Origin of the sequence: Bacillus smithii (genome assembly GCF_001050115.1) — a bacterium.
GTDB classification, from domain to species: domain Bacteria; phylum Bacillota; class Bacilli; order Bacillales; family DSM-4216; genus Bacillus_O; species Bacillus_O smithii.
This window is the reverse complement of the sequence record NZ_CP012024.1, coordinates 2663069-2686769: the sequence shown is the minus strand read 5'-3', so window position 1 is coordinate 2686769 and position 23701 is coordinate 2663069. Positions and strand designations below refer to the sequence as shown.

The 23701-nt window shown below is 40.6% G+C and carries 26 protein-coding genes and 1 riboswitch; of the genes, 20 read left to right on the top strand and 6 right to left on the bottom strand.

The window, feature by feature from the left end:
* Window positions 1-308: 308 nt before the first annotated feature.
* From BSM4216_RS16775 to BSM4216_RS16770, 3 genes are all read left to right on the top strand, one after another.
* On the top strand, window positions 309-560 hold the full coding sequence (locus tag BSM4216_RS16775; RefSeq protein ID WP_156179257.1) for a hypothetical protein: 252 nt from the start codon (window positions 309-311) through the stop codon (window positions 558-560).
* A 2-nt stretch (window positions 561-562) separates the two neighbouring features.
* Window positions 563-1642 carry an L-dopachrome tautomerase-related protein gene (locus tag BSM4216_RS12625; protein ID WP_082142333.1) on the top strand — a complete coding sequence of 360 codons (1080 nt, stop codon included), beginning with the start codon at window positions 563-565 and terminating at the stop codon, window positions 1640-1642.
* Between the two features lie 158 nt (window positions 1643-1800).
* Entirely contained in the window at window positions 1801-1977 is a 177-nt protein-coding gene (locus BSM4216_RS16770) for a hypothetical protein (protein WP_156179256.1), read from the top strand.
* Between the two features lie 7 nt (window positions 1978-1984).
* Here BSM4216_RS16770 and BSM4216_RS12620 read toward each other — a convergent pair whose 3' ends face one another.
* Window positions 1985-2998: an NAD(P)/FAD-dependent oxidoreductase gene (locus tag BSM4216_RS12620; RefSeq protein WP_371836621.1), complete on the bottom strand. Its 1014-nt coding sequence runs from the start codon at window positions 2996-2998 to the stop codon at window positions 1985-1987.
* A 383-nt stretch (window positions 2999-3381) separates the two neighbouring features.
* Here BSM4216_RS12620 and BSM4216_RS12615 point away from each other — a divergent pair, with 383 nt between their 5' ends.
* Together BSM4216_RS12615 and BSM4216_RS12610 are read left to right on the top strand one after the other, a co-directional pair.
* Window positions 3382-4605, top strand: coding sequence for an NAD(P)/FAD-dependent oxidoreductase (locus BSM4216_RS12615; RefSeq protein ID WP_174521023.1), 1224 nt, complete (start codon window positions 3382-3384; stop codon window positions 4603-4605).
* 325 nt (window positions 4606-4930) lie between these two features.
* On the top strand, window positions 4931-5221 hold the full coding sequence (locus tag BSM4216_RS12610) for a YuiB family protein (RefSeq protein WP_048624522.1): 291 nt from the start codon (window positions 4931-4933) through the stop codon (window positions 5219-5221).
* A gap of 82 nt (window positions 5222-5303) precedes the next feature.
* Here BSM4216_RS12610 and BSM4216_RS12605 read toward each other — a convergent pair whose 3' ends face one another.
* Entirely contained in the window at window positions 5304-5756 is a 453-nt protein-coding gene (locus tag BSM4216_RS12605; RefSeq protein ID WP_048623915.1) for an OsmC family protein, read from the bottom strand.
* A 300-nt stretch (window positions 5757-6056) separates the two neighbouring features.
* Here BSM4216_RS12605 and BSM4216_RS12600 point away from each other — a divergent pair, with 300 nt between their 5' ends.
* The 3 genes from BSM4216_RS12600 (at window position 6057) to BSM4216_RS16900 (ending at window position 8719) form a co-directional block, all read left to right on the top strand.
* The gene (locus BSM4216_RS12600; protein ID WP_048623914.1) at window positions 6057-6755 is read left to right on the top strand and encodes a 3D domain-containing protein; all 699 of its coding nucleotides are present in this window, start codon (window positions 6057-6059) and stop codon (window positions 6753-6755) included.
* A gap of 194 nt (window positions 6756-6949) precedes the next feature.
* Complete coding sequence (locus BSM4216_RS12595; RefSeq protein ID WP_048623913.1) at window positions 6950-8449, top strand: leucyl aminopeptidase; 1500 nt, start codon at window positions 6950-6952, stop codon at window positions 8447-8449.
* Window positions 8450-8569: 120 nt separating this feature from the next.
* On the top strand, window positions 8570-8719 hold the full coding sequence (locus BSM4216_RS16900) for a hypothetical protein (protein WP_003353567.1): 150 nt from the start codon (window positions 8570-8572) through the stop codon (window positions 8717-8719).
* A 159-nt stretch (window positions 8720-8878) separates the two neighbouring features.
* Here BSM4216_RS16900 and BSM4216_RS12590 read toward each other — a convergent pair whose 3' ends face one another.
* Complete coding sequence (locus BSM4216_RS12590) at window positions 8879-9274, bottom strand: YuzC family spore coat inner layer protein (protein WP_048623912.1); 396 nt, start codon at window positions 9272-9274, stop codon at window positions 8879-8881.
* 137 nt (window positions 9275-9411) lie between these two features.
* On the opposite strand from BSM4216_RS12590, the gene BSM4216_RS12585 reads away from it, so the two are divergent.
* Together BSM4216_RS12585 and BSM4216_RS12580 are read left to right on the top strand one after the other, a co-directional pair.
* A complete protein-coding gene (locus tag BSM4216_RS12585; protein ID WP_048623911.1) occupies window positions 9412-9801 on the top strand; it encodes a hotdog fold thioesterase in 390 nt (129 codons plus the stop codon).
* A 245-nt stretch (window positions 9802-10046) separates the two neighbouring features.
* Window positions 10047-10607, top strand: a complete 561-nt coding sequence (locus BSM4216_RS12580; RefSeq protein ID WP_048623910.1) for a YufK family protein — start codon at window positions 10047-10049, stop codon at window positions 10605-10607.
* 117 nt (window positions 10608-10724) lie between these two features.
* On the opposite strand, the gene BSM4216_RS12575 is transcribed toward BSM4216_RS12580, so the two are convergent.
* Entirely contained in the window at window positions 10725-12572 is a 1848-nt protein-coding gene (locus tag BSM4216_RS12575) for a transglycosylase domain-containing protein (RefSeq protein WP_048623909.1), read from the bottom strand.
* Window positions 12573-13042: 470 nt separating this feature from the next.
* Between BSM4216_RS12575 and BSM4216_RS12570 the strand changes: the two genes are divergently transcribed.
* The 8 genes from BSM4216_RS12570 to BSM4216_RS12535 all read left to right on the top strand — a co-directional run bounded on the left by BSM4216_RS12570 (window position 13043) and on the right by BSM4216_RS12535 (window position 20713).
* On the top strand, window positions 13043-13660 hold the full coding sequence (locus tag BSM4216_RS12570) for a hypothetical protein (protein ID WP_048623908.1): 618 nt from the start codon (window positions 13043-13045) through the stop codon (window positions 13658-13660).
* A complete protein-coding gene (locus BSM4216_RS17250; RefSeq protein ID WP_048623907.1) occupies window positions 13657-15018 on the top strand; it encodes a VanW family protein in 1362 nt (453 codons plus the stop codon). Before BSM4216_RS12570 ends, BSM4216_RS17250 begins: the two co-directional genes overlap by 4 nt.
* 189 nt (window positions 15019-15207) lie before the next feature.
* Entirely contained in the window at window positions 15208-16413 is a 1206-nt protein-coding gene (locus tag BSM4216_RS12560) for a type II secretion system F family protein (protein ID WP_048623906.1), read from the top strand.
* Window positions 16414-16516: 103 nt separating this feature from the next.
* Window positions 16517-16599, top strand: a riboswitch (cyclic di-GMP riboswitch).
* 122 nt (window positions 16600-16721) lie between these two features.
* Window positions 16722-17153, top strand: coding sequence for a competence type IV pilus major pilin ComGC (locus tag BSM4216_RS12555; protein ID WP_003354318.1), 432 nt, complete (start codon window positions 16722-16724; stop codon window positions 17151-17153).
* A 193-nt stretch (window positions 17154-17346) separates the two neighbouring features.
* Window positions 17347-18105: a prepilin peptidase gene (locus BSM4216_RS12550; protein ID WP_048623905.1), complete on the top strand. Its 759-nt coding sequence runs from the start codon at window positions 17347-17349 to the stop codon at window positions 18103-18105.
* Between the two features lie 101 nt (window positions 18106-18206).
* Complete coding sequence (gene pilM / locus BSM4216_RS12545) at window positions 18207-19103, top strand: type IV pilus biogenesis protein PilM (protein WP_082142331.1); 897 nt, start codon at window positions 18207-18209, stop codon at window positions 19101-19103.
* Between the two features lie 18 nt (window positions 19104-19121).
* On the top strand, window positions 19122-19754 hold the full coding sequence (locus BSM4216_RS12540) for a hypothetical protein (RefSeq protein WP_048623903.1): 633 nt from the start codon (window positions 19122-19124) through the stop codon (window positions 19752-19754).
* A gap of 2 nt (window positions 19755-19756) precedes the next feature.
* Window positions 19757-20713, top strand: a complete 957-nt coding sequence (locus BSM4216_RS12535) for a hypothetical protein (protein ID WP_048623902.1) — start codon at window positions 19757-19759, stop codon at window positions 20711-20713.
* 63 nt (window positions 20714-20776) lie between these two features.
* Here BSM4216_RS12535 and kapB read toward each other — a convergent pair whose 3' ends face one another.
* Complete coding sequence (gene kapB, locus BSM4216_RS12530) at window positions 20777-21175, bottom strand: kinase-associated lipoprotein KapB (RefSeq protein WP_061778466.1); 399 nt, start codon at window positions 21173-21175, stop codon at window positions 20777-20779.
* A 162-nt stretch (window positions 21176-21337) separates the two neighbouring features.
* Between kapB and BSM4216_RS12525 the strand changes: the two genes are divergently transcribed.
* The gene (locus tag BSM4216_RS12525; protein WP_003354310.1) at window positions 21338-21928 is read left to right on the top strand and encodes a peptidylprolyl isomerase; all 591 of its coding nucleotides are present in this window, start codon (window positions 21338-21340) and stop codon (window positions 21926-21928) included.
* 219 nt (window positions 21929-22147) lie between these two features.
* Window positions 22148-22351, top strand: coding sequence for a hypothetical protein (locus BSM4216_RS12520; RefSeq protein ID WP_003354307.1), 204 nt, complete (start codon window positions 22148-22150; stop codon window positions 22349-22351).
* A gap of 104 nt (window positions 22352-22455) precedes the next feature.
* On the opposite strand, the gene BSM4216_RS12515 is transcribed toward BSM4216_RS12520, so the two are convergent.
* On the bottom strand, window positions 22456-23628 hold the full coding sequence (locus BSM4216_RS12515) for a MalY/PatB family protein (RefSeq protein ID WP_048623900.1): 1173 nt from the start codon (window positions 23626-23628) through the stop codon (window positions 22456-22458).
* Window positions 23629-23701 lie beyond the last annotated feature (73 nt).

Genomic DNA, 23701 nt, shown 5'->3' with positions numbered 1-23701 from the left:
ATCCGCAGTCCGTGCTTGTATTTTTGAATAAAAACAACCCCAAAATTTGCGATTTAGGGTTGTTAATTACGACCTCTTTTAACGGTTTATGTTAAATCGTTAAAGGAGGTCGTTTTTTTGATGTTAAAAGACAGATCTTTTATCTTTGGAATCGGTTATTTCTTTTTCCCTCTTGTCTTGGATGCAACTATGCCACCGCCTTACTATTCTATGATGACGCCCGGCTTGAGCCCATGCCTTTTTGAACAGCAGACATATATTGATCAAAGGGAAGGACCACGAGAAACCTTAAGAGGAGGTTGGATGACATGCAGGATTCCAAATACAACGGGACCGGTGACTGTCCGAGAAATGATGAGCGACAGTATTATTCTTCGCAGCTCTCCCCTTATCCAATGTATCCTTATCTGCAACATGCTTATCAACATCCTCATCCATACCAACGAGATCCTTATCGGCTGCGGTATTTTTTTCAAGACGAGAAAGGGAAAATCGGTCGCTATCAAATCCTCTTCCATTGGAACATTGGAACCATTTGGATTGGAATTTTCCAAATTTAAGGATGAAGCAGGTATTTGAGGCAAATCGATATTGGAGACATGCCATGCCTGCCGGTATTAAGGTTGATCAGCAAGGAAACTATTATGTATCTGTTCCCCGCTGGGCAGAAGGCATCCCTTCTACTATGAATCGCATTGTCATAAAAAACGGCAAACCGCTGTTAGAAGCTTTTCCAAGCTGGGAATGGAATAAGGCGGGCAACCCTGGAGTGCTGCAATCTGTCCTGGGATATGAAATTGATGAAAACAACCGGATGTGGCTGTTAGATCAAGGGAAAATCGCCTATGCCCCTTCGCGGGAAGGTTCACAAAAATTGGTTATATGGGATTTAAATACGAATCAATTGATTGATTCGATCAAAATACCGAATGAGATTGCTTCGTATCGAACTTCCTTTTTAAATGATTTGGTTGTAGACAATAAACATGGTTTTGTCTACATCACCGATTCCGGAAATGGTTGGCCCGACCATCCCGTTGTCGGTGGAATCATCGTATACAATATGAGGAACAAAACTTTCAGACGTGTGCTTGACCGTCATTACAGCACACAAGATTTTCCCGGATTTGTTTTTGAGATTGACTCGAAACCGGTCTTTAAAGACAGACCGATTAAAATAGGGAGCGATGGTATTGCGTTGTCCGCAGATCGTTCCACTTTGTATTATTGCCCGGTTACAGGTCGAAATTTATATGCGATCGATACAGCGCTTTTGAGAAACTTTCAAACACCCTTAGATGAAATCAGTCGAGCGGTTAAAGCGATTGGAAGCAAAGGGACGACCACCGACGGGATGCACGCTGACAACAGAGGAAATGTTTTTTATACGATGCTGGAGGGGAAAGGAATCGGGGTCTATTCTCCTAAGAACAATCGGTTCCATCGCTTCGTCTCTGATGATCGGATGCTGTGGGTAGACGGGGTGGCATTTGATCAAAAGGGGTCCATTATTTTTAACAGCAACCGTCTTCATCAGATGTTTGAACGAAATCAAGACGAAATCGATTGGAGTAATCCATATAATCTCATCGTTTGGAAAGCTTTTGTAGGCAAAAATGTAAAGTCGTACTTATATGCATAAAATAACTTTTTTACAGTCATCCAATAAGCCGGATTTTCATTCCATGACTAGAAATTGCGGCAAAACCAAAAGGCATGCCGTGAATGATGCATGCCTTTTGGTTTTGGACGAAACTATTTCCTGCTATTTTAGAGTACTGATTCCCCGGCGCATGTTCCATGGCTTTAAAATCAAAAACGAACCGTCTTTCAGCGATATTGGGCAAAGGACATATCGGCGGATTGTATATGTTTATGAGCTATCTGCACGATGAAGAAGTCGTTCGTTCTTGTTTTGACGAGCCGGTCCAATATGGAACTGTTCCGGTTGAACATCCGCTCAATCTTTTGTCCTGAAAGCTTGCTATTGTTCAAATAAAGACGTACTGTGCATTGGCTGAACGCGGGACTTTGGATCAATAAAAGCTTTTGCATTGCTGACGGCCGTAGGGGCTTCGCCGAATCCGCTTGCGATCAAATTTACTTTTCCTTCATATGTACAAACGTCTCCGGCCGCATAAACTCCGGGAATATTGGTTTCCATTTTGGAATTGACAACAATGGAGTTTTTAGCGATTTCGATTCCCCAATCTTTGATAGGACCAAGTGAAGAAACAAATCCATAGTTGACGATCAATTCATCCACTTCAATCGTTTCTTCCCGTTCTCCGCGTACTTCATTAAGAACAAGTCCATGGATTGTACGTCCGTCTCCGAGTATTTTCGACGGAACGAACGGTGTTTTGATCTCCACGGTAGAAGCTTTCAGTTGTTCGACGCTGTGTTCGTGGGCGCGGAACTTATCTCGGCGGTGAATGATCGTTACTTTTTTAGCGATCGGTTCCAGCATCAATGCCCAATCGACCGCTGAATCTCCTCCGCCGCATATCGCTACATTTTTTCCTTTAAATGTATCCAGATCGTTTACGAAGTAATGAAGGTGATTTCCTTCATACTGCTCCGCTTCTTCAAGCTCCAGTTTTCGAGGTTGGAATGCTCCAATCCCGGCAGTGATAATAACAGATTTTGTATAGTGTATTTCTTTATCTGTCGTTAATCGAAATGTTCCGTCATCCAATTTTTGAAGATCAGTGACCGTTTGTTCCAAGCAAATGGTGGGCTTAAACAGCGATAATTGTTCTTTGAGTTGTTCAACTAAATCGCGTGCTTTAATTTTGGGAAATCCGGCAACATCGTAAATGTATTTTTCCGGATAAAGAGTAGCCAGCTGGCCGCCAAGTTGGGGTAAGCTCTCAATTAATTTTACGGACGCTTGTCTTAACCCTCCGTAAAAAGCTGCAAACAAGCCGGTAGGTCCACCGCCGATAATCGTCATATCGTACATGTTTGAGTCTTCTTTCAAAACAATCTCCCCCATTTCCATATACTAGCAGATAGCCTTGCATTCATCGCTTTATTGACCAATGGAAGTTTTATTAAACACCATTTTATCATACTCCAATTCAGTGTTTCCATTTTTCAATACAACAAGAGAAAAACATTTCAAAAAATACCAAAATTCATCATTTTCTTTATAAGGGATATAATTTTGAAAACTTCCTTTTAATTGTAGGAAATGGGTTGAAAAGTATATGTAAAAGGAATATTATTTATAAGGGAATAATGTTAAGATTTTATGACAAATTTCGAAAAAGTTGTTGTATGCCCTCATTCGTGAAAAATATCACATGTGATATTTTTAATTGCAAAAAAGGAAATAAACTTTTTCGAATTCACTCATACTAAAAGAAAAAGGTGGAAGTGATAACAGTGACTAAGCCAAAAATCGTTGTACTTGGCGCGGGTTATGGTGGATTGATGACTGTAACGCGCCTCCAAAAGATGTTAAGCCAAAACGAAGCGGAAATTGTTTTAGTGAACAAACATGACTATCACTATGAAACGACTTGGCTTCACGAAGCCTCTGCTGGAACCCTTCATCACGACCGGGTGCGCTATGCGATCAGCAATGTAATTAACCGCAGCAAAGTCAAATTTGTTCAAGCTACTGTTGAAAACATTAAACCAAACGAAAATAAAGTAGTTCTTAATAACGGGGAATTGGACTACGATTATCTCGTTGTCGCTTTAGGACCTGAATCGGAAACATTCGGAATTAAAGGCTTGAAAGAGTATGCTTTTGCGATCACGAGCGTGAATGCTGCCCGCCGTATCCGCGAGCATATCGAAACTCAATTTGCTACTTACAACACTGAAAAAGATAAAAAAGAAGAACGTTTAACGATCGTTGTCGGCGGTGCCGGATTTACTGGCATCGAATTTTTAGGGGAATTGACCAATCGTGTTCCTGAACTTTGCCGCGAATACGACGTTGATTTCCAAAAAGTGCGTATCATCTGCGTAGAAGCAGCGCCAACTGTTCTTCCTGGATTTGATCCGGAACTTGTTCAATATGCAATGGAACAGCTGCAAAAGAAAGGCGTTGAATTCCGAATCGGCACGGCCATTAAAGAAGCGACTCCTGACGGTATTATCGTAGCGAAAGGCGAAAATGAAACCGAAGAAATTAAGGCAGGAACTGTTGTTTGGGCTGCGGGAGTTAGAGGAAACTCTGTCATTGAAAAAGCCGGTTTTGAAAACAATCGTGCCCGTGTAAAAGTAGAAGAAGATTTGCGAGCTCCTGGCTACAATAATGTGTTTATTGTAGGAGACTGTTCGCTTGTCATTAATGAAGAAACGAATCGTCCATATCCGCCGACTGCCCAAATTGCCATGCAGCAAGGTGTGGTGTGTGCGAAAAATATCGTAGCCTTATTAAAAGGACAAGAAACTCAAAAATTTGTATTTGATAATAAAGGAACGGTATGTTCTCTTGGCGATGACGACGCAATCGGAATTGTATTCGGCAGAAAGCTGAAAGGTACAAAAGCTTCCTTTATGAAAAAAGTGATTGACAACCGTGCTTTGTTTATGATTGGCGGTTTGTCCTTGGTACTGAAAAAAGGAAAGTTCAAATTTTTCTAAGACAGTCAGCTAAGCCTTTTACAGATAACAAAACGGCTGATTGTACAACAAATAAAAAGGTATTACAACGACAGAACGGCGTAATAAGCCGTTCTGTTTTTTTGTGTGATCGTTGAAACAAAAATCAACAGCAAGGACTACCCGTTCGCATTTATCCTTTTAAAATGGGAAACGCTGCTAGAAATCAAAAGGGACTGAAAAATGAGAGAATAATGAGATTGGAATGGAGGAATAATCGGGAAGATTGGCGTATATAAGAATATTCAGTATACTTTTTATTCCTGTGGGGTGTTTCCTAGTGCATATTGCTGTTTTATTTATATCGATGCTGCTGTTTTTTGTGCTTTTTTTCGGAATTGGATTTATTTTAAATATGCTGCTTCGAATGACATGGATCATGTCGATTTTATATCCTCTCGTTGTGTTGATCATTGTAGATGGGATTAGTACGCTTTCTTATATAACGCATACTAGAGAGGCTTTCACTACGTTAGGAGAAAGATTGATAGGACTGAAACCGGCCGATATGTTGATTTTGTTAAGCGGCTTAGCCGGGGCCGTTTTATCGGGAATTGTCATAAAGGAATTAAGAAAAAAAGGATATCGAATGTTTTGAAGGGCTGAATCCAAAAGGAAATCACTCTTTTGGATTCAGTCTCTTTTTTGCTCCAAAATCGTTAAAAGTTTTATGTTCACGGTTATTCGGAAGCAACTTGAATGTCTATTTCCAGTTCTATCTCCACATTTCCTTTGACGGCTCGTGAAATCATGCAGGACGATTCTGCTCTTTCAGCAAGACGTTGTGCTCGGCTGATTTCTTTGGCGGTTGCATCACGATGAAGGACTATTTTCGGACGATGGATGATTTTTTTATAAGTCAATACGCCATTGGTTACTTCAACGATCCCTTCTGATTCCAACGTTAACTGTTTCTTCTCCAGCCTGCTTCGTTCCAACATGGCGGCCAATGTAATGATATAACAAGTGGCTGCCGCCCCTAAAAGCATTTCATCCGGATTTGTCCCGACGCCTGGGCCGTCCATTTTCGCCGGAATCGAAACCTTTGTCCGTAAATTCCCAGCTTTTATTTCCCCAACATCATTTCGCAGGCCGGGCCAGTTTGCTTTTAAACGAAAGTGATGTTCCGCCATATACATGCCCCCAGATCATTTTTGGCATTATTGTAGCACAATTTGAAACAAAAAAATGAGGGAATGCCTTCGCAAAAGCTTCTAATAAGGCACTGATGGACTAATCGAAGAAAAGCCGGCTTTTTTCTTTTTAGGTCATCTCCTCATGGGTGATTTGTATAAAACGGGTTCTTCTCATTCTCATCATGGATTTTCTTCACGAAGCCTTTTTTGTTCACTCCAACCTTTACCAAGTTTTTTCTCCATTTTTGAATAATGTGGCCATCATTTGGAGACCAATAGGGTGAGGGGAGTGAAAGGATGGGACTAATAAAACGGACGTCCAAAAGAGTTTTTATGACCATCTTATTTTTGATCGCACTTATGGCCACTTTTAAAACGATTTCCGGAGTAGATGCGGCTATGATTGGAAATTGGGCTCTTAAACATACGATTTTATCAAAGATGGAAACGAGTGAGCGAAAGCTTGAAGGATTATCCACAAAAAGGGTCGATCAACTGCTTATGAAACCTGTGCAAGCGAATGCCCAACCGGAGAGGGAGAAGCAGCCCCGTATATTGGAACAAGATGTTGATTGGTCGAAATACCCCCAAAAAACGGTGATTGCGACAGGTTATACAGCCGGAAAAGAATCAACGGGGAAATCTCCCAGCCATCCCAGTTATGGTATTACATATTCAGGCGTCAAGGTAAAAAGAGATCTTTATTCGACCATTGCCGCTGATACAACGATCTTTCCGATTGGAACGATTTTGTTCATTCCCGGATATGGCTATGGAGTGGTAGCGGATACCGGGAGCGCAATCAAAGGAAATCGGATTGACCTATATTACGAGACAGTTGATGATGTTTATAAAGAGTGGGGGAAGAAAAAACTGGCCGTTTATATTGTCAAAATGGGAAAAGGAACTTTGACAGAAGAAACGCTGGCTTCTTTAAACCAAAATAAAGCTTTGCAAGTATACCGGCAGCAATATATAAAAACCCGCAATGAATAAAAATTTCGAGAGTCAAGTAGATCCCCTTTCCATATTGAGCCTGTACAGAAAGAGCAGTATGGAAGGGGGTCCTTTTGTCTTGTTCTTTTCTTTCCAGTAAATAACAGTTGGAAGTGAACAACTCCAAATATCCATGATCATTTCTGGTGGTTTATTTTCTGCCAGGGTTATAATGGTGTTGGAGGTGTTAAAAGATGTTTCAATTTAGTCATGAAAATCCGTTTCAAATAGAATTGCCTTGCTTGATCGTCGGTTTGTTGGATAAACCCCTTAAGTTTGGAGGAGTTCTCGGCGAATTGGATGAGGCGTTTCAAGGTCAGTTGACGGAACTTGTAAAGACCGGGGATCTTTCCGCCAAATATAAAAGCGTGCAACTGATCCATACATTTGGTTTTGTGCCTTCCAAAAGAATCTTATTTGTCGGTTTGGGAAAAGAAAAAGAACTCACGATTCAGAAATTAAAAATGGCTTTTGGAAAAGCCGCCAAATATATAAAAAATACGCCGGTTCAAAAGGCCGCTATTGCGCTTGATACGTTTATAACGGATAAATGGGATGCCGTTCAAGCTGCAGCGGCATTAGGCGAAGTGGTTCCGCTTTCTACATATGAATTCCGTGATTATAAGCAAAAACCCAATTTGCCGGAACCGCGGATTGAGGAAATGACTGTTTACAGCAGCCATACGATCGGAGAAATCGAACAAGCAGCCAAAGCAGGATACATACTTGGAAAAGCGACGAATTCCGCTCGTACGCTCGTCAATATGCCAAGCAACTTGCTGACTCCGTCCTATCTTGCTACGTACGCAAGCCAATTGGCAGAAAAATATGGATTGGAAGTAGAGATTCTTGGGAAAAGCGAAATCGAAAAACTAGGAATGGGCGCTTTTTTGGCCGTCAATCAAGGTTCCAAAGAAGAACCAAAAATGATTACGCTAAAATATCAAGGAAAAGAAAAGTGGGAAGATGTCATCGGGCTCATCGGAAAAGGCATTACATATGATTCGGGCGGCTACTCGCTCAAAACGAAAAACGGACTTGTCGGCATGAAAACCGATATGGCGGGGGCTGCCGCTGTACTTGGGGCAATGGAGGCGATCGCCGAATGGAAACCTAAACAAAATGTGGTGGCAGTCATTCCGGCTACAGACAATGTCGTGAGCGCGTCGGCATTTCGGCCTGATGATGTGATAACATCCATGAACGGAAAAACGATCGAAGTATTGAATACGGATGCTGAAGGGCGTTTAGTATTGGCGGATGCCGTCACTTATGCGAAACATCATGGCGCCGAATATTTAGTCGATGTGGCCACATTGACAGGCGGAGTAATCGTTGCGCTCGGGACAGATAAAACAGGAGCGGTCACCAATGATGAGTGGCTTTTTGAACAAATTTTAGAGGCTTCTTTTGAAGCTGGAGAATATATTTGGCGGCTGCCTTATACGGAAGAAGATAAAAAACGGGTTCGAAATAGCCGAATAGCCGATTTAAATAATTCTCCCGGCAGAGAAGGCCATGCGATCATGGGAGCTGCTTTTATTGGAGAATTCGTGGAAGGAGCTCCTTGGGTGCATTTGGATATTGCCGGAACGGCTGATACCGATAAGGACTACGACTTGGGGCCTGCAGGTGCAACGGGCGTCATGACGAGAACGCTTGCTTTATTTGTCGATCGATTTGATAAAGAGTAAGGATACGGCGTTTGATTTTCGTACCGCTGCTTTTCAAAGCTAAATTTTTTTGTGGGCCTATACAAAGATTTACGTCTTTGCATAAGGATAGGGTAGCATAGGAAAAGGAGGTTACCCTATATGTATTATCCGCATCGCTTTTTTCCGGGGGAACCGTTTATCGGTGGACTGCTGGGCGGCTTGCTAGGAACGGCGATAGCGGCATCATTGTTTAGACCGCCATATCCTTTTTACGGTCCGCGTCCGTTTTATCCATATCCGTATTTTTAAACAAGGAAAGAGGCTGATGAATGGAGCAAAGGAAGCCGCTCTATGAAACATGGATCGGCTTCCTAGTTATCAACAGCCTCTTTGAAAGGGATGGCTATTCTCTTGCATACTAAGCAGGTTTTCTATCAAAAAAATGCAGTGAAAAGTTAAAAACCTATATTATTTCTTCCAACGAAGTTCCAACAGTAATCGGCAGCATTCTTTTTTTTGATCTTCATCCATACGGGCAAAGCGAACTAAAAGCCCATCCGGATTAAAATAAATTTCCGGCCGAATTCTAATGCCAATCGATTGAATCATTTGTATCACTTTCGTTGTTTGCGAACGTTGAGCGGCGTCCATCAGCTCTCTTGCATAGGCACTGTTTGTGGAGACCGTATTCAAAAACAGTTGTGCGTCTCTTAACAGTTCCAATGATTTTCTGGCGGATTGAGTGAACTGGTTGATCTGGACGACTGGAAATTGTCGGTTGTTGGGAGGAATGTATGTTGGATGATTTGGACCATAAGGAATAGAATTTGGATCGTTATGAGGCGGGAAAGGAGGCTGGTGCATTTATAGATTCTCCTTCCTGATTCATAAATGTCATTCTGTGGAAAAGATATGTAGCACAGGGGGTGATTATGATAAAATAAGAGAAAATATTTAAAAAACAATGTATTTTCCGAAAAATAAAAAACGGGGGATAGTATATGGAAGAAAATTACGAACAAGGGTTGATAGCCAGTCTTGGCATGAAAATAATCGAAATGAAAAAAGGGAAAGTGGTCATGACCATGCCCGTAGATGACCGCACTCGGCAGCCAATGGGGTTTCTTCATGGAGGGGCTTCCGTTGCATTGGCGGAAACCGCTGCAAGCTTAGGAACAGCACAACTTATTGATCCGGAAACACAGATCTGCTTTGGACTTGAAATAAACGCTAATCATATCCGTTCTAAAACAGAGGGAATGGTGACAGCTCGTGCAGAAGCAGTGCATATTGGAAGGTCTACGTGTGTATGGGAGATCCGGATCGTCGACGAAAACGACCGTCTTATTTGTTTATCGAGATGTACGGTTGCCATTGTCAATAAACGATGATACATAAGAAAGCAAAGTAAACGTAGACCGTTTATTGTACAGGGCTTTTTAGAAACTCTCAAGAATGGCAGACGGTTGGGAGATGGAGAAAAGATTTTTGGACGATTGAAAATGGAGAAAAGGGATATTTTGACTGCCATTCTATAAATAAACGAAAAATCAATGTTTTTCTATAAAGCTCTTGTAAATGCAGAAAGGCTCTTGCATAATGAAAGTTGATTCGAGAAAAACAGGAGCGACTGATCATGAAAAATACTTATTTAACAGGTTATTTTCCTTTTTTGACCATTTTATTATTCAGCTTGTCACTGGCGATTTATGTGGAAGACACCATCATCAATTTTTTGAAACAGATTGGCATTTATCAAGGAATGCTGGGAATCATTTCGGAAACAGAATTGAAGCTGGCTGTCATAATTGGACTGATCGCAGTGTTTTTCATGGTGCTGTCGGCTTTAAAAGTAGTCGCTGAAACCATCAATGAACTGGCTTTGCTCTTTTTTTCCACGGATACGGACGGAGAAATTTTAAAAAACGTCCGAAATGGTTCACTTATTTTTTTGGCCGGCGGGTTGGTTTCGTTGTGCAGTTATGCATCCATCATTGGGATTATCGCCATATTTCTTTTAACCGTTTTAATCTATTTTATTTATTTTGTTTATAAAATCAGCCCTTCGTTGACAACATCGTTTAAACTCGTCGGTTTTATTTGCTTCCAAATTGTCGTTTGGGGCTTTATTACGTCCGCTCTGCTCTATATGATTCTGAAAATCTATAACACTGCGATGGCCGGATTGCCTATTTAAATCAAAAATGAGAAATGACGAAAAAAGGTCAGTTCCTTCCGATCCCATTCGGGTGACGGAGGAGCTGACCTTTTTTGCTTCAATGATTTTTCTGTTTCAAAAACGAAGAATATTGGATTATTGCATGATCTTCCGCCAAATGAGCAGCTGTGGTCCGTAATGTTCCAATGATTCGATGCTTGACGGTGTATCCCTTCCTACCCAGACACCTGCTGTATATTGATCCGTCAGCCCGACAAACCAGAAGTCGTGGTAATTGTTGGTCGTTCCGGTTTTCCCTCCCACATAAGGGCGGGCGATTTTCGCTTTTTTACCAGTACCGTTTTTTACGACTTCTGCCATTAATTCCCGGACTTTATATACGGTATCCGGCGACCAAATTTTGACAGGTTCATCTTTCCACTGATATAAAACGTGTCCTTTTAAATCCGTCACCTTTTGGATGGCTCTAGGCTTTTTATAGCTGCCATCAATAAATGAGGTGTAGGCGGATGTCATTTCCAGCGGAGTCATCCCGTAAGTAAAGCCTCCGATAGCTGCTGACGGATTCTCGTCCCTTTCTGATACTTTTTCAAAACCAAATTTGTTCAAATAGGAAAAAGAGTTTTTGATCCCGGTTTGCATGAAAATCCGGACGGCAGGAGTATTATACGAATTCGCAAACGCTTTTTTCAGAGTGACGTATCCATATTCTTTTTTGCTGTAGTTTGTCGGACAGTAATTGCCGATGCAGACGTTGTTGGCATTGACAAGACTGGATAAAGAAACATGGAAACGATCGATATACGGCCCGTAGTCGAGCAGCGGTTTAATCGATGATCCCGGCTGCCGGTAAGCAAGGTATGCCCGGTTGAAATCCGTATGGTGAAAATCTTTTCCTCCCACTAATGCGATTATGTTTCGGTGTTGATTGTCGATGACCGCAGCAGCACCTTCCACATTGGTATAAGACAAAACGGAAGAAACAGCGTGTTCCGCTTTTTGCTGTATGATTGGATTTAAAGAGGTATAAATCATAATTCCGGATGATAGCACTTTATTTAAGCGGTTTTCCAACTGTTTTTCGATTTGTTCTTTTTCCTTAGGATTTGCATTGGCCAGTTTTTCTTTATACCCTTCTTTTTCCGCAATCAGTTCTTTCAATTCTTCTTGAACATAAGTGGAATAATTGGGAAATTCATCTATTCGCTTTTTCAATTTTAATGTAATGGGTTCTTTTTTGGCTGCTTCAGCTTCTTCAGCTGTAAGAAAGCCGTTTTTCTTCATTAAATCAATCAATCGTTCCTGTCGTTTTTTCGTATTCGCAAAGTGAGTAAGAGGATTATATAAGCTTGGATTATTAGGTATCGCCGCCAGAAAAGCCATCTGTGCTTTCGTTAAATCCTTTACGCTTTTTTGAAAGTAAAACTGGGAAGCGGCTTCCACCCCGTATACTCCGTTTTGAAAATAAATGGTGTTTAAATAAAGATTGAGAATTTGATCTTTCGTTAATTTTTTTTCCAGTTCATAGGCATAAAACACTTCGGATAATTTTCGACTAAACGTTTTGTTGTAATTCAAGTATAAGTTTCGGGCCAGCTGCTGGGTGATGGTGCTTCCGCCTTGCTCGATTTGATGAGAATGAGAATTGACGATCATCGCCCTCAATACGGCGAAAGCGTCTATGCCGCCATGTTCGTAAAATTGCCGGTCCTCAGACTGCAAAAATAATTCCTTCATGAAATCGGGAATGTCTTTGTTGCTCACGACAATTCGATAAGGGTTGCGAATTTCCAGAAACGTACGGCCGTTCTGGTCCAAAAATTTGCTTTCTTGAGAAAGATCCACCGAATGTATCGGAATCTTCTTTTCTACAACTTTGTCAAAACTTTCGACATGCTGCGCTTCCTGATTGGCAAAATAAAAAAAGTAAATCGCAAGCGCCATCAGAACGGCAGTGAAGAAGTAGCCAAAAATGGTTTTCATCAATGCAGACCCGCCTTTTCATTCGTACTTTTTCGAGTAAAATGTCAATGTTCTTTACTCCACCAATGATAATAGAAAGACAGCTAAGAATAAAGTAGTAGAGACAATTTTTGCCTTCTGACAGAGCTCTTTTTTGAAATCTGTGATTCTTCCGAATGGCTAAAATAGCGGTCTCTTAAATCATGATCAGCCGCTTCAATCAGAGGCAGGAAGACGTCCATAAAAGTTTTCTAAGAGAAGAATGAAATGTTCATAAGGGATAATTCCTTTCATCTTAGAATACGGATCAGCAGCTTCTGGATGAAAAAAGTTGTGTGGCAAAATATGAAACCGAGGGTCGGCAGATAAGCAGCCGTCAGAGGGATTTGCTTATTTATGTTAACCTCTGATTGGATCGCCATTTAAAAATATTAAAATTTTTCCACAGAATAGGTATTATTTATTAGTATAATAGATTCAAGAAGGGAGAAGTGAATTTCATTTTTGGGGGCATTATGAAAACCATTTTATCTTTCGTCATTCCGATCATCGTATTTTCTTGTTTGTTTTATATGATTCCTTTATCTATGAGTAAACGCCATAAACGTTATTTGATCATAGCAAGTATTTTTTGCTTTTTGATTGCGAAGGTAGCGTTTTTGATTTTTCCGAATGCCGTTGCCGTGGTGATCGCGTTCTTATTTATTCTATGTTTAACCATTCTTTTATATCCAAGAGAACCGTGGTTTGAAGACAATCCGGGAGTGGATCCGTTTGAACTTGCCGAGCCGAAGTTTGACTACGATGAATTGAGAGAAAAAGCAGCGATGGCAGATAATCTTGACATCCCGATCCAACCTAATGGCGGATTGAAAGAAGATCGTCCCGATTCTTTGCGTGATGAATTAACGGCTCCTCCCCTTGACACGGAATATGATCTTTCAATGATTTCGGCCTTAAATGAAGATGAAAGCATGCAAGAAATGTATCAAAAACGGTTTGAAGCATTGAAAGAGGAAGCGGATCCTTTACAACAAAATGAGTCTTCATTTGAAGATATACTGGCTCAGCGCAACAATAAAACGGATGAAAAAGGTGATCTGTCATGAACAGAACAAACATGTTTCGCTTTTTCGCTATTTTGCTGATTTCGACAATTGTTCTGATGGCTCTTTCGAAGATCACCTCTTTGGCGATGGCTTCTTTTTCAAAAAAAGAACCTGTATTTGAAGAAGGTACATATATTGGGCCCATTAATATATCCTCTTTGAATAAAGCAGAAGCGGAATCGAAAATATCAGAAAATGTGTTGGATTGGCAAAAAAAATCGACAGTATCTTTTACTTTTTTTAATAAAACGATTTCCGTACCGATGAGTGTCGTGCATTTTAAAGTTGCATCTTCTTTGAACGCCTGTCTGGATGGCGAGAAAAATATTCTGTATACAGAAGTGGATGAACAATCTCTTAAAACGATTTTGTTCAAGAAATTAGAAAATCCTGAATTAGTCAATTTAATAGATTTGGAAAAGGTAAAGCAGCTGCTGAAGGAAAAAGCGGGTCGTTTAGATTCTTCACAGCAAACGGAGGATTTAGTCCAATATTTGAAAGCGTCTGAAAACAAACCGAAAATAATCGATTCCAAAAGGATTTTCGTAAATGATCCGGCTGACATGGAGGACTGGTTGTCGAGCAATTCCACCATGACGCTGAAGCCGGAGAAAATCTTTTCGTTGAATGATTATATCCAAAATCTGGACAATGATGACAAAGGCTTTTTCATCCAATGCGCTTCTGCCATCTATCAATTAACGTTGCCAACCAATTTACAAATCGTAGAAAGACATATTAGTGATACTTTGCCAGAGGGGATAGAATTAGGTTATGAGGCAAGGGTGGACGGTTCCAAAGCTGATTTAAAAATTTATAATCCCAATCATACAGCGTTTGTCATTAAAAGCGAGAAAATATCAGATCATGTATTAAAGCTCAGTTTAATCGGTCCTAGCGATCCTTTTACTTATCAATTGGTGAAGAAAAACGTAAAAACGTATGCGCCAAGAAAAGTCATACAATACCGACCGTTGGCAGAAACGGCGGCCAATCAAAACGGCAAATACGGGTATTCGGCGGAACTGTATAAACAAGTGGCATTGAATCATAAAGTATTTTATGAATCTCTTGTATCAAAAGATTTTTATTTGCCGATTCCGAAAATTGTTGTGGAAAACTTGAAACAACCAGAAAGTGACGCAACGGCCGATGGAAATTCCGGCACGGAGAATGATGCAACAGAGCACACAGCGAACGAAAAAATCGATCCTGCTTCACAAAATACAACAACGGGGAGTACGCCGAACAACGAAGCGGACAACCCATCTCAAACCAGTCAGAATGGCAGTTCCTCCAATCAAGAGAAACCGTCTTCTTCAACACAAAATACGAATCAGAGCCATTGCCGCCTTTGAAATTTTAATTAATAATCCGGCTGTACGTAATTTAATTCGCAATGAGAAAATTCATCAGATAAGAAGCGTGATGCAGACAAGCAAACATATCGGCATGCAGACGATGCAAATGTCTGTTCAATCTTTGCTGAATCAAAATCTCATTTCATTGGAAGATGCCAAACCTTATATGACAGATGGTGGTTATTGATGGCAGTTTTTCAGTACAGCGGCCGTAATCGCAAAGGGGAAAGAGTGAAAGGAACGGTGAAAGCAGATACTCGCAGCAAAGCGGTGCAAAAGTTGAAAGAAAATGGCATTGCCGTTGCCGCACTGGAAGAGATGACTGGCCTGCTTTACCGTGAAGTCAATATTCTCCCCAAAAAGGTCAAATACAAAGATTTAGTGATTTATATTCGACAATTTGCAACGCTCATAAAAGCCGGAATCAGCGTTGTGGAAGCGACAAAAATATTATCTGAACAAACAGATAATCGTCTGTTGAAAGATGCGCTTGTCGAAGTCGAAGAAGAAATTCGTTCGGGGATTGCTTATTCTGAGGCTGCCCGAAAATTTCCGAATATTTTCCCGTCCATTTATATAAATATGGTAAAAGCCGGAGAAGTCGGCGGACAGTTGGATGAAATTTTAGACCGGCTGGCGACTTATTTCGAAAAACAATACGAAATCAGGCAAAAAGTGAAATCGGCCATGGTGTATCCGCTGGCGATTCTTTTCGTTGCTATTATGGTAGTCTTTTTTATGTTTATTTATGTTGTGCCCATGTTTGAAGAAATGTTTGCTTCTCTTGGTGCCAATCTGCCGTTGATAACTAGATTGATGCTTATGATCAGTCACGTTTTAACGTCTTACGGTTGGCTTATTGTATTGATTGTGATGGCGTGCTCGCTTTTATTCTGGCTATGGATGCGTTCACCGAGAGGCAATTATTTGCTTGATTATATGAAACTTAAAATTCCTGTGTTCGGTAAAATCATTCAAAAATCGGCGCTTGCTCGGATGGCGAGAACATTAAGTTCATTGTTTTCCGCTTCAGTCCCGATTCTTGATTCATTAACCATTGTTGAACGTATAGTGGACAATCAAGTCATCATCAATGTGCTCAATCAATCGAAAGAATCATTGGAAGAAGGAAAATCAATGGCTGAGCCGATGATTGGACATTGGGCTTTTCCGCCTTTTGTTACAAGAATGATTATTTTAGGCGAAAGCTCCGGGACGTTAGATTTTATGTTGGAAAAAGTGGCGGATTTTTATGAATCGGAAGTTGAACAAGCAACTGAACAAGTGAAAACATTAATCGAGCCGATGCTCATTGTGTTTTTGGCGGTCGCGGTTGGCATCATCATTTTATCCATTTACGTCCCGATTTTTCGCATTTATCAAGGTTTTTAAAAGAGTAATGGATAGAGAGACTATTAATAGAAAATTCATACTTTTTTCACGGAAAAATTTAGTGACTTTCTACCTAAAAAACGTATAATAGAGTTGTAAACTTTCGGAATTTGGAGTGATGAAGAGTCATTTGTATCTGGGCACTTGAATGACTTGGAGCGAGTAGTGCAACCTCCCATTTTCTGTTTTCCTAATAAAAATAGTATTTGAGAGGAGTTGGGGCGATCGTTTAAACATGAAATGATGGCTCAAGTTTCTATTTTTCATTGATCGTTGGAAGAATTATTAGGAAAGAAAGAGGGAGTGTCATGAAAAAATTGCAAACTGTCGTGAAAAATCAAAAAGGTATGACGCTGATTGAATTATTGGCTGTTGTTGTCATTCTTGCCATTATCGCAGCGGTGGCTGTACCAAGCGTCGGAAAAATTATCGATAACAGCAGAGCCGATTCGAATCGATCCAATGCCTTGTTAATTATTAATGCAGCTAAATTAGCGATTGCCGATGATGAAAACAGTACAGTATCGTCGAAAATAAAAAGTTCAAATGGCGCCACTCTTCAAGATTTGGTGGATGCCGGCTATTTAGATGCGATTCCAAAAGATCCATATGATAAGTCAAAAACTTATGCGAGCGGTAGTTATGTAAAAAAGGATGATACAGGTTATTACATTCAATTAGTAACTAGTAAAGGTACATTTAAAGGCTCTGAAAAAGATATCAACTCAGGCAATTTTTAATCCAATTAATAAGGAATGATCGTTTTAAGGTCTGGATTACTATCCAGACCGTATCCTTATTTTCATTTACTTTCTGTATTGTGACACAATGGAAAGAAACAGCTTCTCTCTTAAGTAATGATAGTTTAGCAATGATCATGGCGTTTTTCGCTTAAGTGAGTATTTGCTATCACAAGGAATGAGAGGATCGAGAATGAATACGTTTTGGACTGTTTATTTTGCCGTAATAGGTCTTGTGTTCGGTTCGTTTTTTAATGTTGTGGGGCTTCGCGTGCCAAACCATGAATCGATCGTTTTTCCAAGCTCACATTGTCCTTATTGCCATCATAAACTGCGTTGGTTTGAAAATATTCCTTTGTTTTCTTTTTTCTTTCTCAAAGGCAAATGCCGGTCGTGCAAAAGAAAAATTTCATGGATCTATCCTATTTTTGAAGCTGTCACGGGTGTGCTCTTTGCTTTTTCTTTTTATCAATTTGGCTGGAGTATGAATCTGGTGATGGCTTGTTTGTTTACATCCTTGCTCGTCGTTATTACCGTTTCGGATTTAGCTTATATGGTGATTCCTGATAAGATTTTGCTGCCGTTTATGATTCTTTTTATCGTCATTCGACTCCTTTCGCCAACCGTACCGTGGTGGAGTTCATGGGCGGGTGCCGTGATTGGATTTGGACTTCTTTTTCTCATCGCGGTTGTGACAAACGGGGCAATGGGCGGAGGAGATATTAAGCTGTACTTTGTCATCGGGTTGATTTTAGGATTAGAAAAGACTCTATTGTCATTTTTTCTGGCTTGCTTGTTTGGATCGTTATTCGGATTGATTTTCCTGTTCAAAGGAAAATTTAAGAAAGGAAAACCGGTTCCTTTTGGCCCGTTTATAGCTGCCGGTGCCATTCTTGCCTTTTTTTATGGACAAGATATGATAGATTTCTACATAAGAACCATGTGGAGTTAAGGAGATCAGGAAATGAAGTCCTATACATATGGCAAACGAAAGAAATTACAAATGATCATAACGGATGATTATTTGCGTTTACTGGTGACAAAAAAAATACCATTCTCTCATTCAATCAAAAAGCATTGCCGGACGGAATCATTTCAGGCGGATTTATTGAGAATGAAGATTACTTGCTTGGTATGATCGAGGAACAGCTCATAGAATATGGCGCCAAAAAGCTGCCTGCCTTTCTTTGCCTTCCGGACGGGCATACTTTTTTGCGGAAAGTGGCCATTCCTGAAGATGTTCCGAGTGATGAAATGAAAGGATATCTTTATATGGCTGCCAATGATTCCATTCCGCTTCCTTTTGAAGATCCGATTATTGAAACGGTAGAATGGCAAGATGAGAGTGAAAATGGCCGAGAAGCATTGATGATTGCAGCGCGGGAGGCGATTGTGAACCAGTATGTCGGTTTATTGGAAAAACTAAAATTAAAGCCGAGAGTTATGGATTTATCGCTTTTATCGTTGTATCGTCTGTATTACCATTTGAATCGGGTTCGTCCGGATGACCGTATTTTATTGCTGCAAATCCATTATTCGTATATTCAAGTATCGATTTTTGAACAACATCAGCCGATTTATGTTCACTATGTAAACTTGCCTGCAAATAGAGAAGCGTATATCAACCGCTCACATATGGATTATGAATATTATATGCCGGAAGGAATTGAAGATTTGCTCGGTGAATATATTCGCACGATCGTTCAGGAAATAAGCCGATTGCAAAACTTTTACGAATTCACCATCATGCAAGGGGAAAAGCGATTGAATAAAATCGTCGTAGCGGGGGACCATCCTTATTTACAAACCATTTCCGAAGTTTTGCAAGAGCAAATTGAAATGGAGATCGATGATGCATTGACTGTGCCGTTATTTCAAAATAAAGAAAATATCAATATTCCGCCTGCTTTTTCTGACTGTATTGGACTAGCCCTCCACCCTGCAGAATGAGCATCAGAAGGTGAGTATATGTTAGTAGAAATCAATTTCATTGAAAAAAAGAAAAAACCTTCTTATCTCTTGATTGGCCTTTTTATCTTGCTCGTTCTTTTTATTTTTTTGCTTGTTTTTCTTCTCATCTATGGCCATTCATTGCAAAAACAAGAAGCCGAGCTGCAAGAGAAAGTGGATTTTGCCACAAAGCTGCAAGCTGCGAAAATGAAAGCGAACCATCAAAATCCTGAAGTCGAGTCCTTCCATCAATACGAAACGGCTGTGAAATGGGCGCAAAATCAACCCATTGAAACGACGAAAATATTGAAAGAACTCACGGAAAAGCTGCCGGAAAGAGGATATTTGTTGCTATTTTCACTGACAGATGATCAAGAAGCGGATATGATCGTTCAATTTGATACAAAAAGCGAGATTGCTTATTATTTGAAACGACTCAATGAAATATCATGGATCAAGAAAGCGACGTTAAAGAGTTTTGGCGTTCCGCCTCAAACAAATGATACAACCGGCAGCGTGAACGGTTATACAACCGATAATGCAACAGACAACACCGCTATTGATCCAACAACGTTGCCGCGCTATCAAGCGGAGTATGTTTTACAGCTTGAAACGAGTAAATTAAAGATCGATACAGAAAAGGATGAGTAGGCATGAGCAAACGAGTGAAAATGTTGATCCCGTTAATTCTTGTGATCCTTTTCTGTTTTTTAGACATTTTTTATTATTGGAAAGCAATCGTCCCTGCCAAAAAACAGATTGCTGCCCTTTCTTCGCAAATGGCTCATGTCAATGATTCATCGGAAAAGGTTCAATCTCAATCTGAAAAACAATTATCAGCAGACGATTTGAAAAAGGTCTATCAATGGCAGGCAGCGCTTCCTTGGAACGATTCTGTCGACCAATTTATTTTGGATTTGCAAAAGGCTGAAGCATCATCAGGCTGTACCATTATTCAATACGCCCTTGCGGAAGACTCTGACTCATCAACCGATGCCGGTGATGGTACGAATCAGGCGGATCAAATGACTGGAACAAACTCAAACTCCAATGCGACTAGTTTCAATACGGGTGAAACGACGAGTACAACTGCACAAAATAACGATACGAAACCATCAAAAACGGCCAAAACTTCATTGCCGTCGGGGGTAAAACAAGAAAAAGTCAATTTAGTCGTACAAGCGTCAACGTATCCTGAGATTTATCAGTTTTTAAAAAAATTGGAGCAAATGGATCGTGTCAATCGAGTGGAATCGATCCAATTTGCTGGAAATGACGAACCTGTTTCCACAGAGAATGAAGCGAATGCCTTAACGGTTAATATGACGATTTCCGTTTATTATGATTCAACGATTGCCAAAAAGTTAAAACTAACGCCGCCAAGTATCTCGACTCCGGATCCTTCAGGGAAAAGCAATCCATTAGTACCGGTGGCGCCGACCAATCAATCGACGGAAAACAATCAGAACAACGACCGGAACAACAATGGTACTGCTGATCATACGCAAACATCAGAAAACAATCAAAGCCAAACAACAAATGCCGATCAACCTTCGACGAGTGAAAACTCTCCTAATCAATCAAATGAAAAGATCCATCAGTCTCCATGATGGCAAACATGGAGAAGCGAAGGTTTGATGTGTAGAGAAAATACGAATTTTTGTACTGGATGATTAATTTGGGAAGGAAATCGAGTACATGAATTCGTATTCTTTTTGTATGGATGATAAACATTGGAGGCTTTTTTGGGCATATTCATTTTCCGGGTTTTGTTCCAGTTCCTGTTTATAAACGATAAAGGATTTCACCAATGATTCCGTGTAATTCGGCACTTTTCCGGTAAAAGGTTTCACCATTTTTTTAGGAATATTGGCTTGTTCTTTGAAAGCCAGCGCTTTGCGTTCGTGGAAAAAGCCTACATTTCCTTGTTTCGGATGATGAAGGTCTCCTTGCAGCGGGTGCTTTTCTACCGCTAATATTTGCACGGTATAATGTTCCGGTCGTTCGTCCGTAATTTTTCCGATATATTTTCCTGTTTTGTAAATGGCGGTTACCACATCTCCTATATCCATGATTCGTTCCTCCTGAAAAGTCTTTTTCATAAACATAACACAAAAAGAATGGAACGGGAAAAGAACTTTTTAGTCGGGAAGCTCCAGCCGAAGTTGCGATGTGGAAATTTCATCCGCAATAAGGTAAAGTAAGAGAGATAATAAAACGGAAGGAGAAAATTTATGACATTTCCGCAATTAACCAATCAAGTAGCAGAAAATGAGATCGTTGTTGAAATGAAGACCAATAAAGGCAGCATTAAAATCAAGCTGTTTCCGGAATACGCGCCGAAAACCGTGGAAAATTTTATTACTCACAGCAAAAACGGCTATTACAACGGATTAATTTTTCATCGTGTGATTCGCGATTTTATGATTCAAGGCGGCGATCCGAAAGGAAATGGAACAGGTGGAGAGAGCATTTACGGAAAGCCATTTGAAGATGAATTCTCGCCGAATTTGTTTAACATTCGAGGAGCGCTCTCGATGGCCAATGCGGGGCCAAACACAAATGGAAGCCAGTTTTTTATTGTCCAAAATCAAAACATCGATCCTGGTTTTCGGGAACAAATGGAAAAAGCCGGGTATCCGAAAGAAATTATTGACGTTTATATGGAGAAAGGTGGAACGCCTTGGCTTGACTTCCGCCACACTGTCTTTGGACAAGTGTTGGAAGGAATGGACGTTGTAGATGAAATCGCCAACGTGGAAACAGATCAACAAGATCGTCCTTTGGAAGATGTGATTATTGAAACGATATTGGTGGCCGAATAAATGAAAGTCCTCCGCGGGATGCTTCAATCCGGCGGAGGAACGATGGATTTCGAACATGATGATTTAAAGGTAGAATGTAAGAAATCAGAATTTTGGGAACAAAATGTTTGATGTGGCTGCTGTTTTCTCGTATTTGAATCGAGAATGGACGAAGGGGATAGAAGTTGGAATGGTGAAGAGAAATAGGGAGCTCATTACTATTAAGGGGGCTGTTTTGTTTTGATCGCTTTCATATTAGGTTTGTTTTTGTATTTTCCGGAAGATAAATCGGAGTATATTCCGGCGGCTATATCTATGACCATTTTTTTTATTTTGGCAGTGATCGCCTTCCTGTTGATTAAAAAAATCTCCAAAAAAGAAGAGGAAAAAACAAGGGAATTAGAAGAGCAAATTAATAAACAGAGACGCCATTTAAGGAAATAAGCTCATTATTTTAAATTGGCGAATTTATGTATCCAAACCATTGGGCGCCGGTTCAGATGACCGGCGCTTTCGTCCATTTACGGCAACGTGCTGCATGAAGTGAATTAGTCTTTCGAAAACGCAGCTTTCATTCGCTTCAAACCTTCCTCGACTAAGGAGCGCGGGCAGCCGACATTCATACGGACAAACCCTTCTCCGCCTGGTCCGTATTTAGGGCCGGACTCTAAAGCCAGTTTTCCTTTGAATAAAAGCCGCTCTTTTATTTCTTGATCCGTTAAGCCGGTTTCTCGGCAATCAATCCAAATCAGATATCCGCCTTGCGGTTCCATTACTTTTAATGATGGAATTTCTTTTTCAATAAACTGCTTCACAAGCTCCACGTTTCCACGAATATAGGAAATGGCTTCATCCAACCACTTTTCCCCGTAACGATAAGCAGCTTCCATCGCTGCCATTCCCATCATATTCAGCTGGAAAAAGCCTTGACGTTTTTGAACGCGGGATAATTGATTCCGAATTTTTGTGTTTGGCACAATGATACAGGAAGCTTGAAGTCCTGCTAAATTGAAAGTCTTGCTTGGCGCGATGCAAGTAATGACAAATTCGCGGTATTCTTCTTTTATGGAAGCGATGGGGATATGTTTGTTTGGGAGTGCCGTCAAATCACTATGGATTTCGTCAGAGACGATCCATACTTGATAAGTTTGACAGAGATCCGCTATTTTGGTTAATTCTTCTTTTGTCCATACCCTTCCGCCGGGATTGTGTGGACTGCACAGCAAAAACAATCGAATATTTCTAGTTTTTAACAACTGTTCAAACGCATCAAAGTTGATCTCGTATTGATTGCCCTTTAAGACAAGCGGGCAATAGGCCACTTTGCGGTTATTTGCTTTTACCATGTTGAAAAACGGCGGGTAAATGGGCGGCTGCACTAGCACTTCGTCACCTTCCTCCGTCAACGCTTGAATGGCTAAACTGATGGAAGGAACTACGCCCGGGCTGAAAAGCAGCCATTCTCTTTGAACGGGAAAATGATGACGCTTCTCCATCCATTGGCAAACAGCTTCGATGGCAGAGTACGGCATGGTCGTATAACCAAAAACGCCATGTTCGATTTTTTTCTTCAGAGCCTCGATCACTTCTTGCGGGGCGCGGAAGTCCATGTCTGCTACCCACATAGGCAACGCTTCTTCGGTTCCGAATATCGTTTTGATTTGGTCCCATTTTACTGAGGAAGTTCCTTTTCGGCCGATGATTTCGTCAAATTGCACCATTCCATATTTCCTCCTAGTTTTTGATTTCTCTACTCCATGGTAAAATAAGAAGCAAAAATGGTAAAACAAAAGG

Excerpts from the sequence above, each read along its gene's own strand:
- BSM4216_RS16775 (WP_156179257.1), top strand. The coding sequence starts at position 309 with ATGCAGGATTCCAAATACAACGGGACCGGTGACTGTCCGAGAAATGAT.
- BSM4216_RS12625 (WP_082142333.1), top strand. The coding sequence starts at position 563 with ATGAAGCAGGTATTTGAGGCAAATCGATATTGGAGACATGCCATGCCT.
- BSM4216_RS16770 (WP_156179256.1), top strand. The coding sequence starts at position 1,801 with ATGGCTTTAAAATCAAAAACGAACCGTCTTTCAGCGATATTGGGCAAA.
- BSM4216_RS12620 (WP_371836621.1), bottom strand. The coding sequence starts at position 2,998 with ATGGGGGAGATTGTTTTGAAAGAAGACTCAAACATGTACGATATGACG.
- BSM4216_RS12610 (WP_048624522.1), top strand. The coding sequence starts at position 4,931 with ATGCTGCTGTTTTTTGTGCTTTTTTTCGGAATTGGATTTATTTTAAAT.
- BSM4216_RS12605 (WP_048623915.1), bottom strand. The coding sequence starts at position 5,756 with ATGGCGGAACATCACTTTCGTTTAAAAGCAAACTGGCCCGGCCTGCGA.
- BSM4216_RS12600 (WP_048623914.1), top strand. The coding sequence starts at position 6,057 with ATGGGACTAATAAAACGGACGTCCAAAAGAGTTTTTATGACCATCTTA.
- BSM4216_RS12595 (WP_048623913.1), top strand. The coding sequence starts at position 6,950 with ATGTTTCAATTTAGTCATGAAAATCCGTTTCAAATAGAATTGCCTTGC.
- BSM4216_RS16900 (WP_003353567.1), top strand. The coding sequence starts at position 8,570 with ATGTATTATCCGCATCGCTTTTTTCCGGGGGAACCGTTTATCGGTGGA.
- BSM4216_RS12590 (WP_048623912.1), bottom strand. The coding sequence starts at position 9,274 with ATGCACCAGCCTCCTTTCCCGCCTCATAACGATCCAAATTCTATTCCT.
- BSM4216_RS12585 (WP_048623911.1), top strand. The coding sequence starts at position 9,412 with ATGGAAGAAAATTACGAACAAGGGTTGATAGCCAGTCTTGGCATGAAA.
- BSM4216_RS12580 (WP_048623910.1), top strand. The coding sequence starts at position 10,047 with ATGAAAAATACTTATTTAACAGGTTATTTTCCTTTTTTGACCATTTTA.
- BSM4216_RS12575 (WP_048623909.1), bottom strand. The coding sequence starts at position 12,572 with ATGAAAACCATTTTTGGCTACTTCTTCACTGCCGTTCTGATGGCGCTT.
- BSM4216_RS17250 (WP_048623907.1), top strand. The coding sequence starts at position 13,657 with ATGAACAGAACAAACATGTTTCGCTTTTTCGCTATTTTGCTGATTTCG.
- BSM4216_RS12560 (WP_048623906.1), top strand. The coding sequence starts at position 15,208 with ATGGCAGTTTTTCAGTACAGCGGCCGTAATCGCAAAGGGGAAAGAGTG.
- BSM4216_RS12555 (WP_003354318.1), top strand. The coding sequence starts at position 16,722 with ATGAAAAAATTGCAAACTGTCGTGAAAAATCAAAAAGGTATGACGCTG.
- BSM4216_RS12550 (WP_048623905.1), top strand. The coding sequence starts at position 17,347 with ATGAATACGTTTTGGACTGTTTATTTTGCCGTAATAGGTCTTGTGTTC.
- BSM4216_RS12540 (WP_048623903.1), top strand. The coding sequence starts at position 19,122 with ATGTTAGTAGAAATCAATTTCATTGAAAAAAAGAAAAAACCTTCTTAT.
- BSM4216_RS12535 (WP_048623902.1), top strand. The coding sequence starts at position 19,757 with ATGAGCAAACGAGTGAAAATGTTGATCCCGTTAATTCTTGTGATCCTT.
- kapB (WP_061778466.1), bottom strand. The coding sequence starts at position 21,175 with ATGGATATAGGAGATGTGGTAACCGCCATTTACAAAACAGGAAAATAT.
- BSM4216_RS12525 (WP_003354310.1), top strand. The coding sequence starts at position 21,338 with ATGACATTTCCGCAATTAACCAATCAAGTAGCAGAAAATGAGATCGTT.
- BSM4216_RS12515 (WP_048623900.1), bottom strand. The coding sequence starts at position 23,628 with ATGGTGCAATTTGACGAAATCATCGGCCGAAAAGGAACTTCCTCAGTA.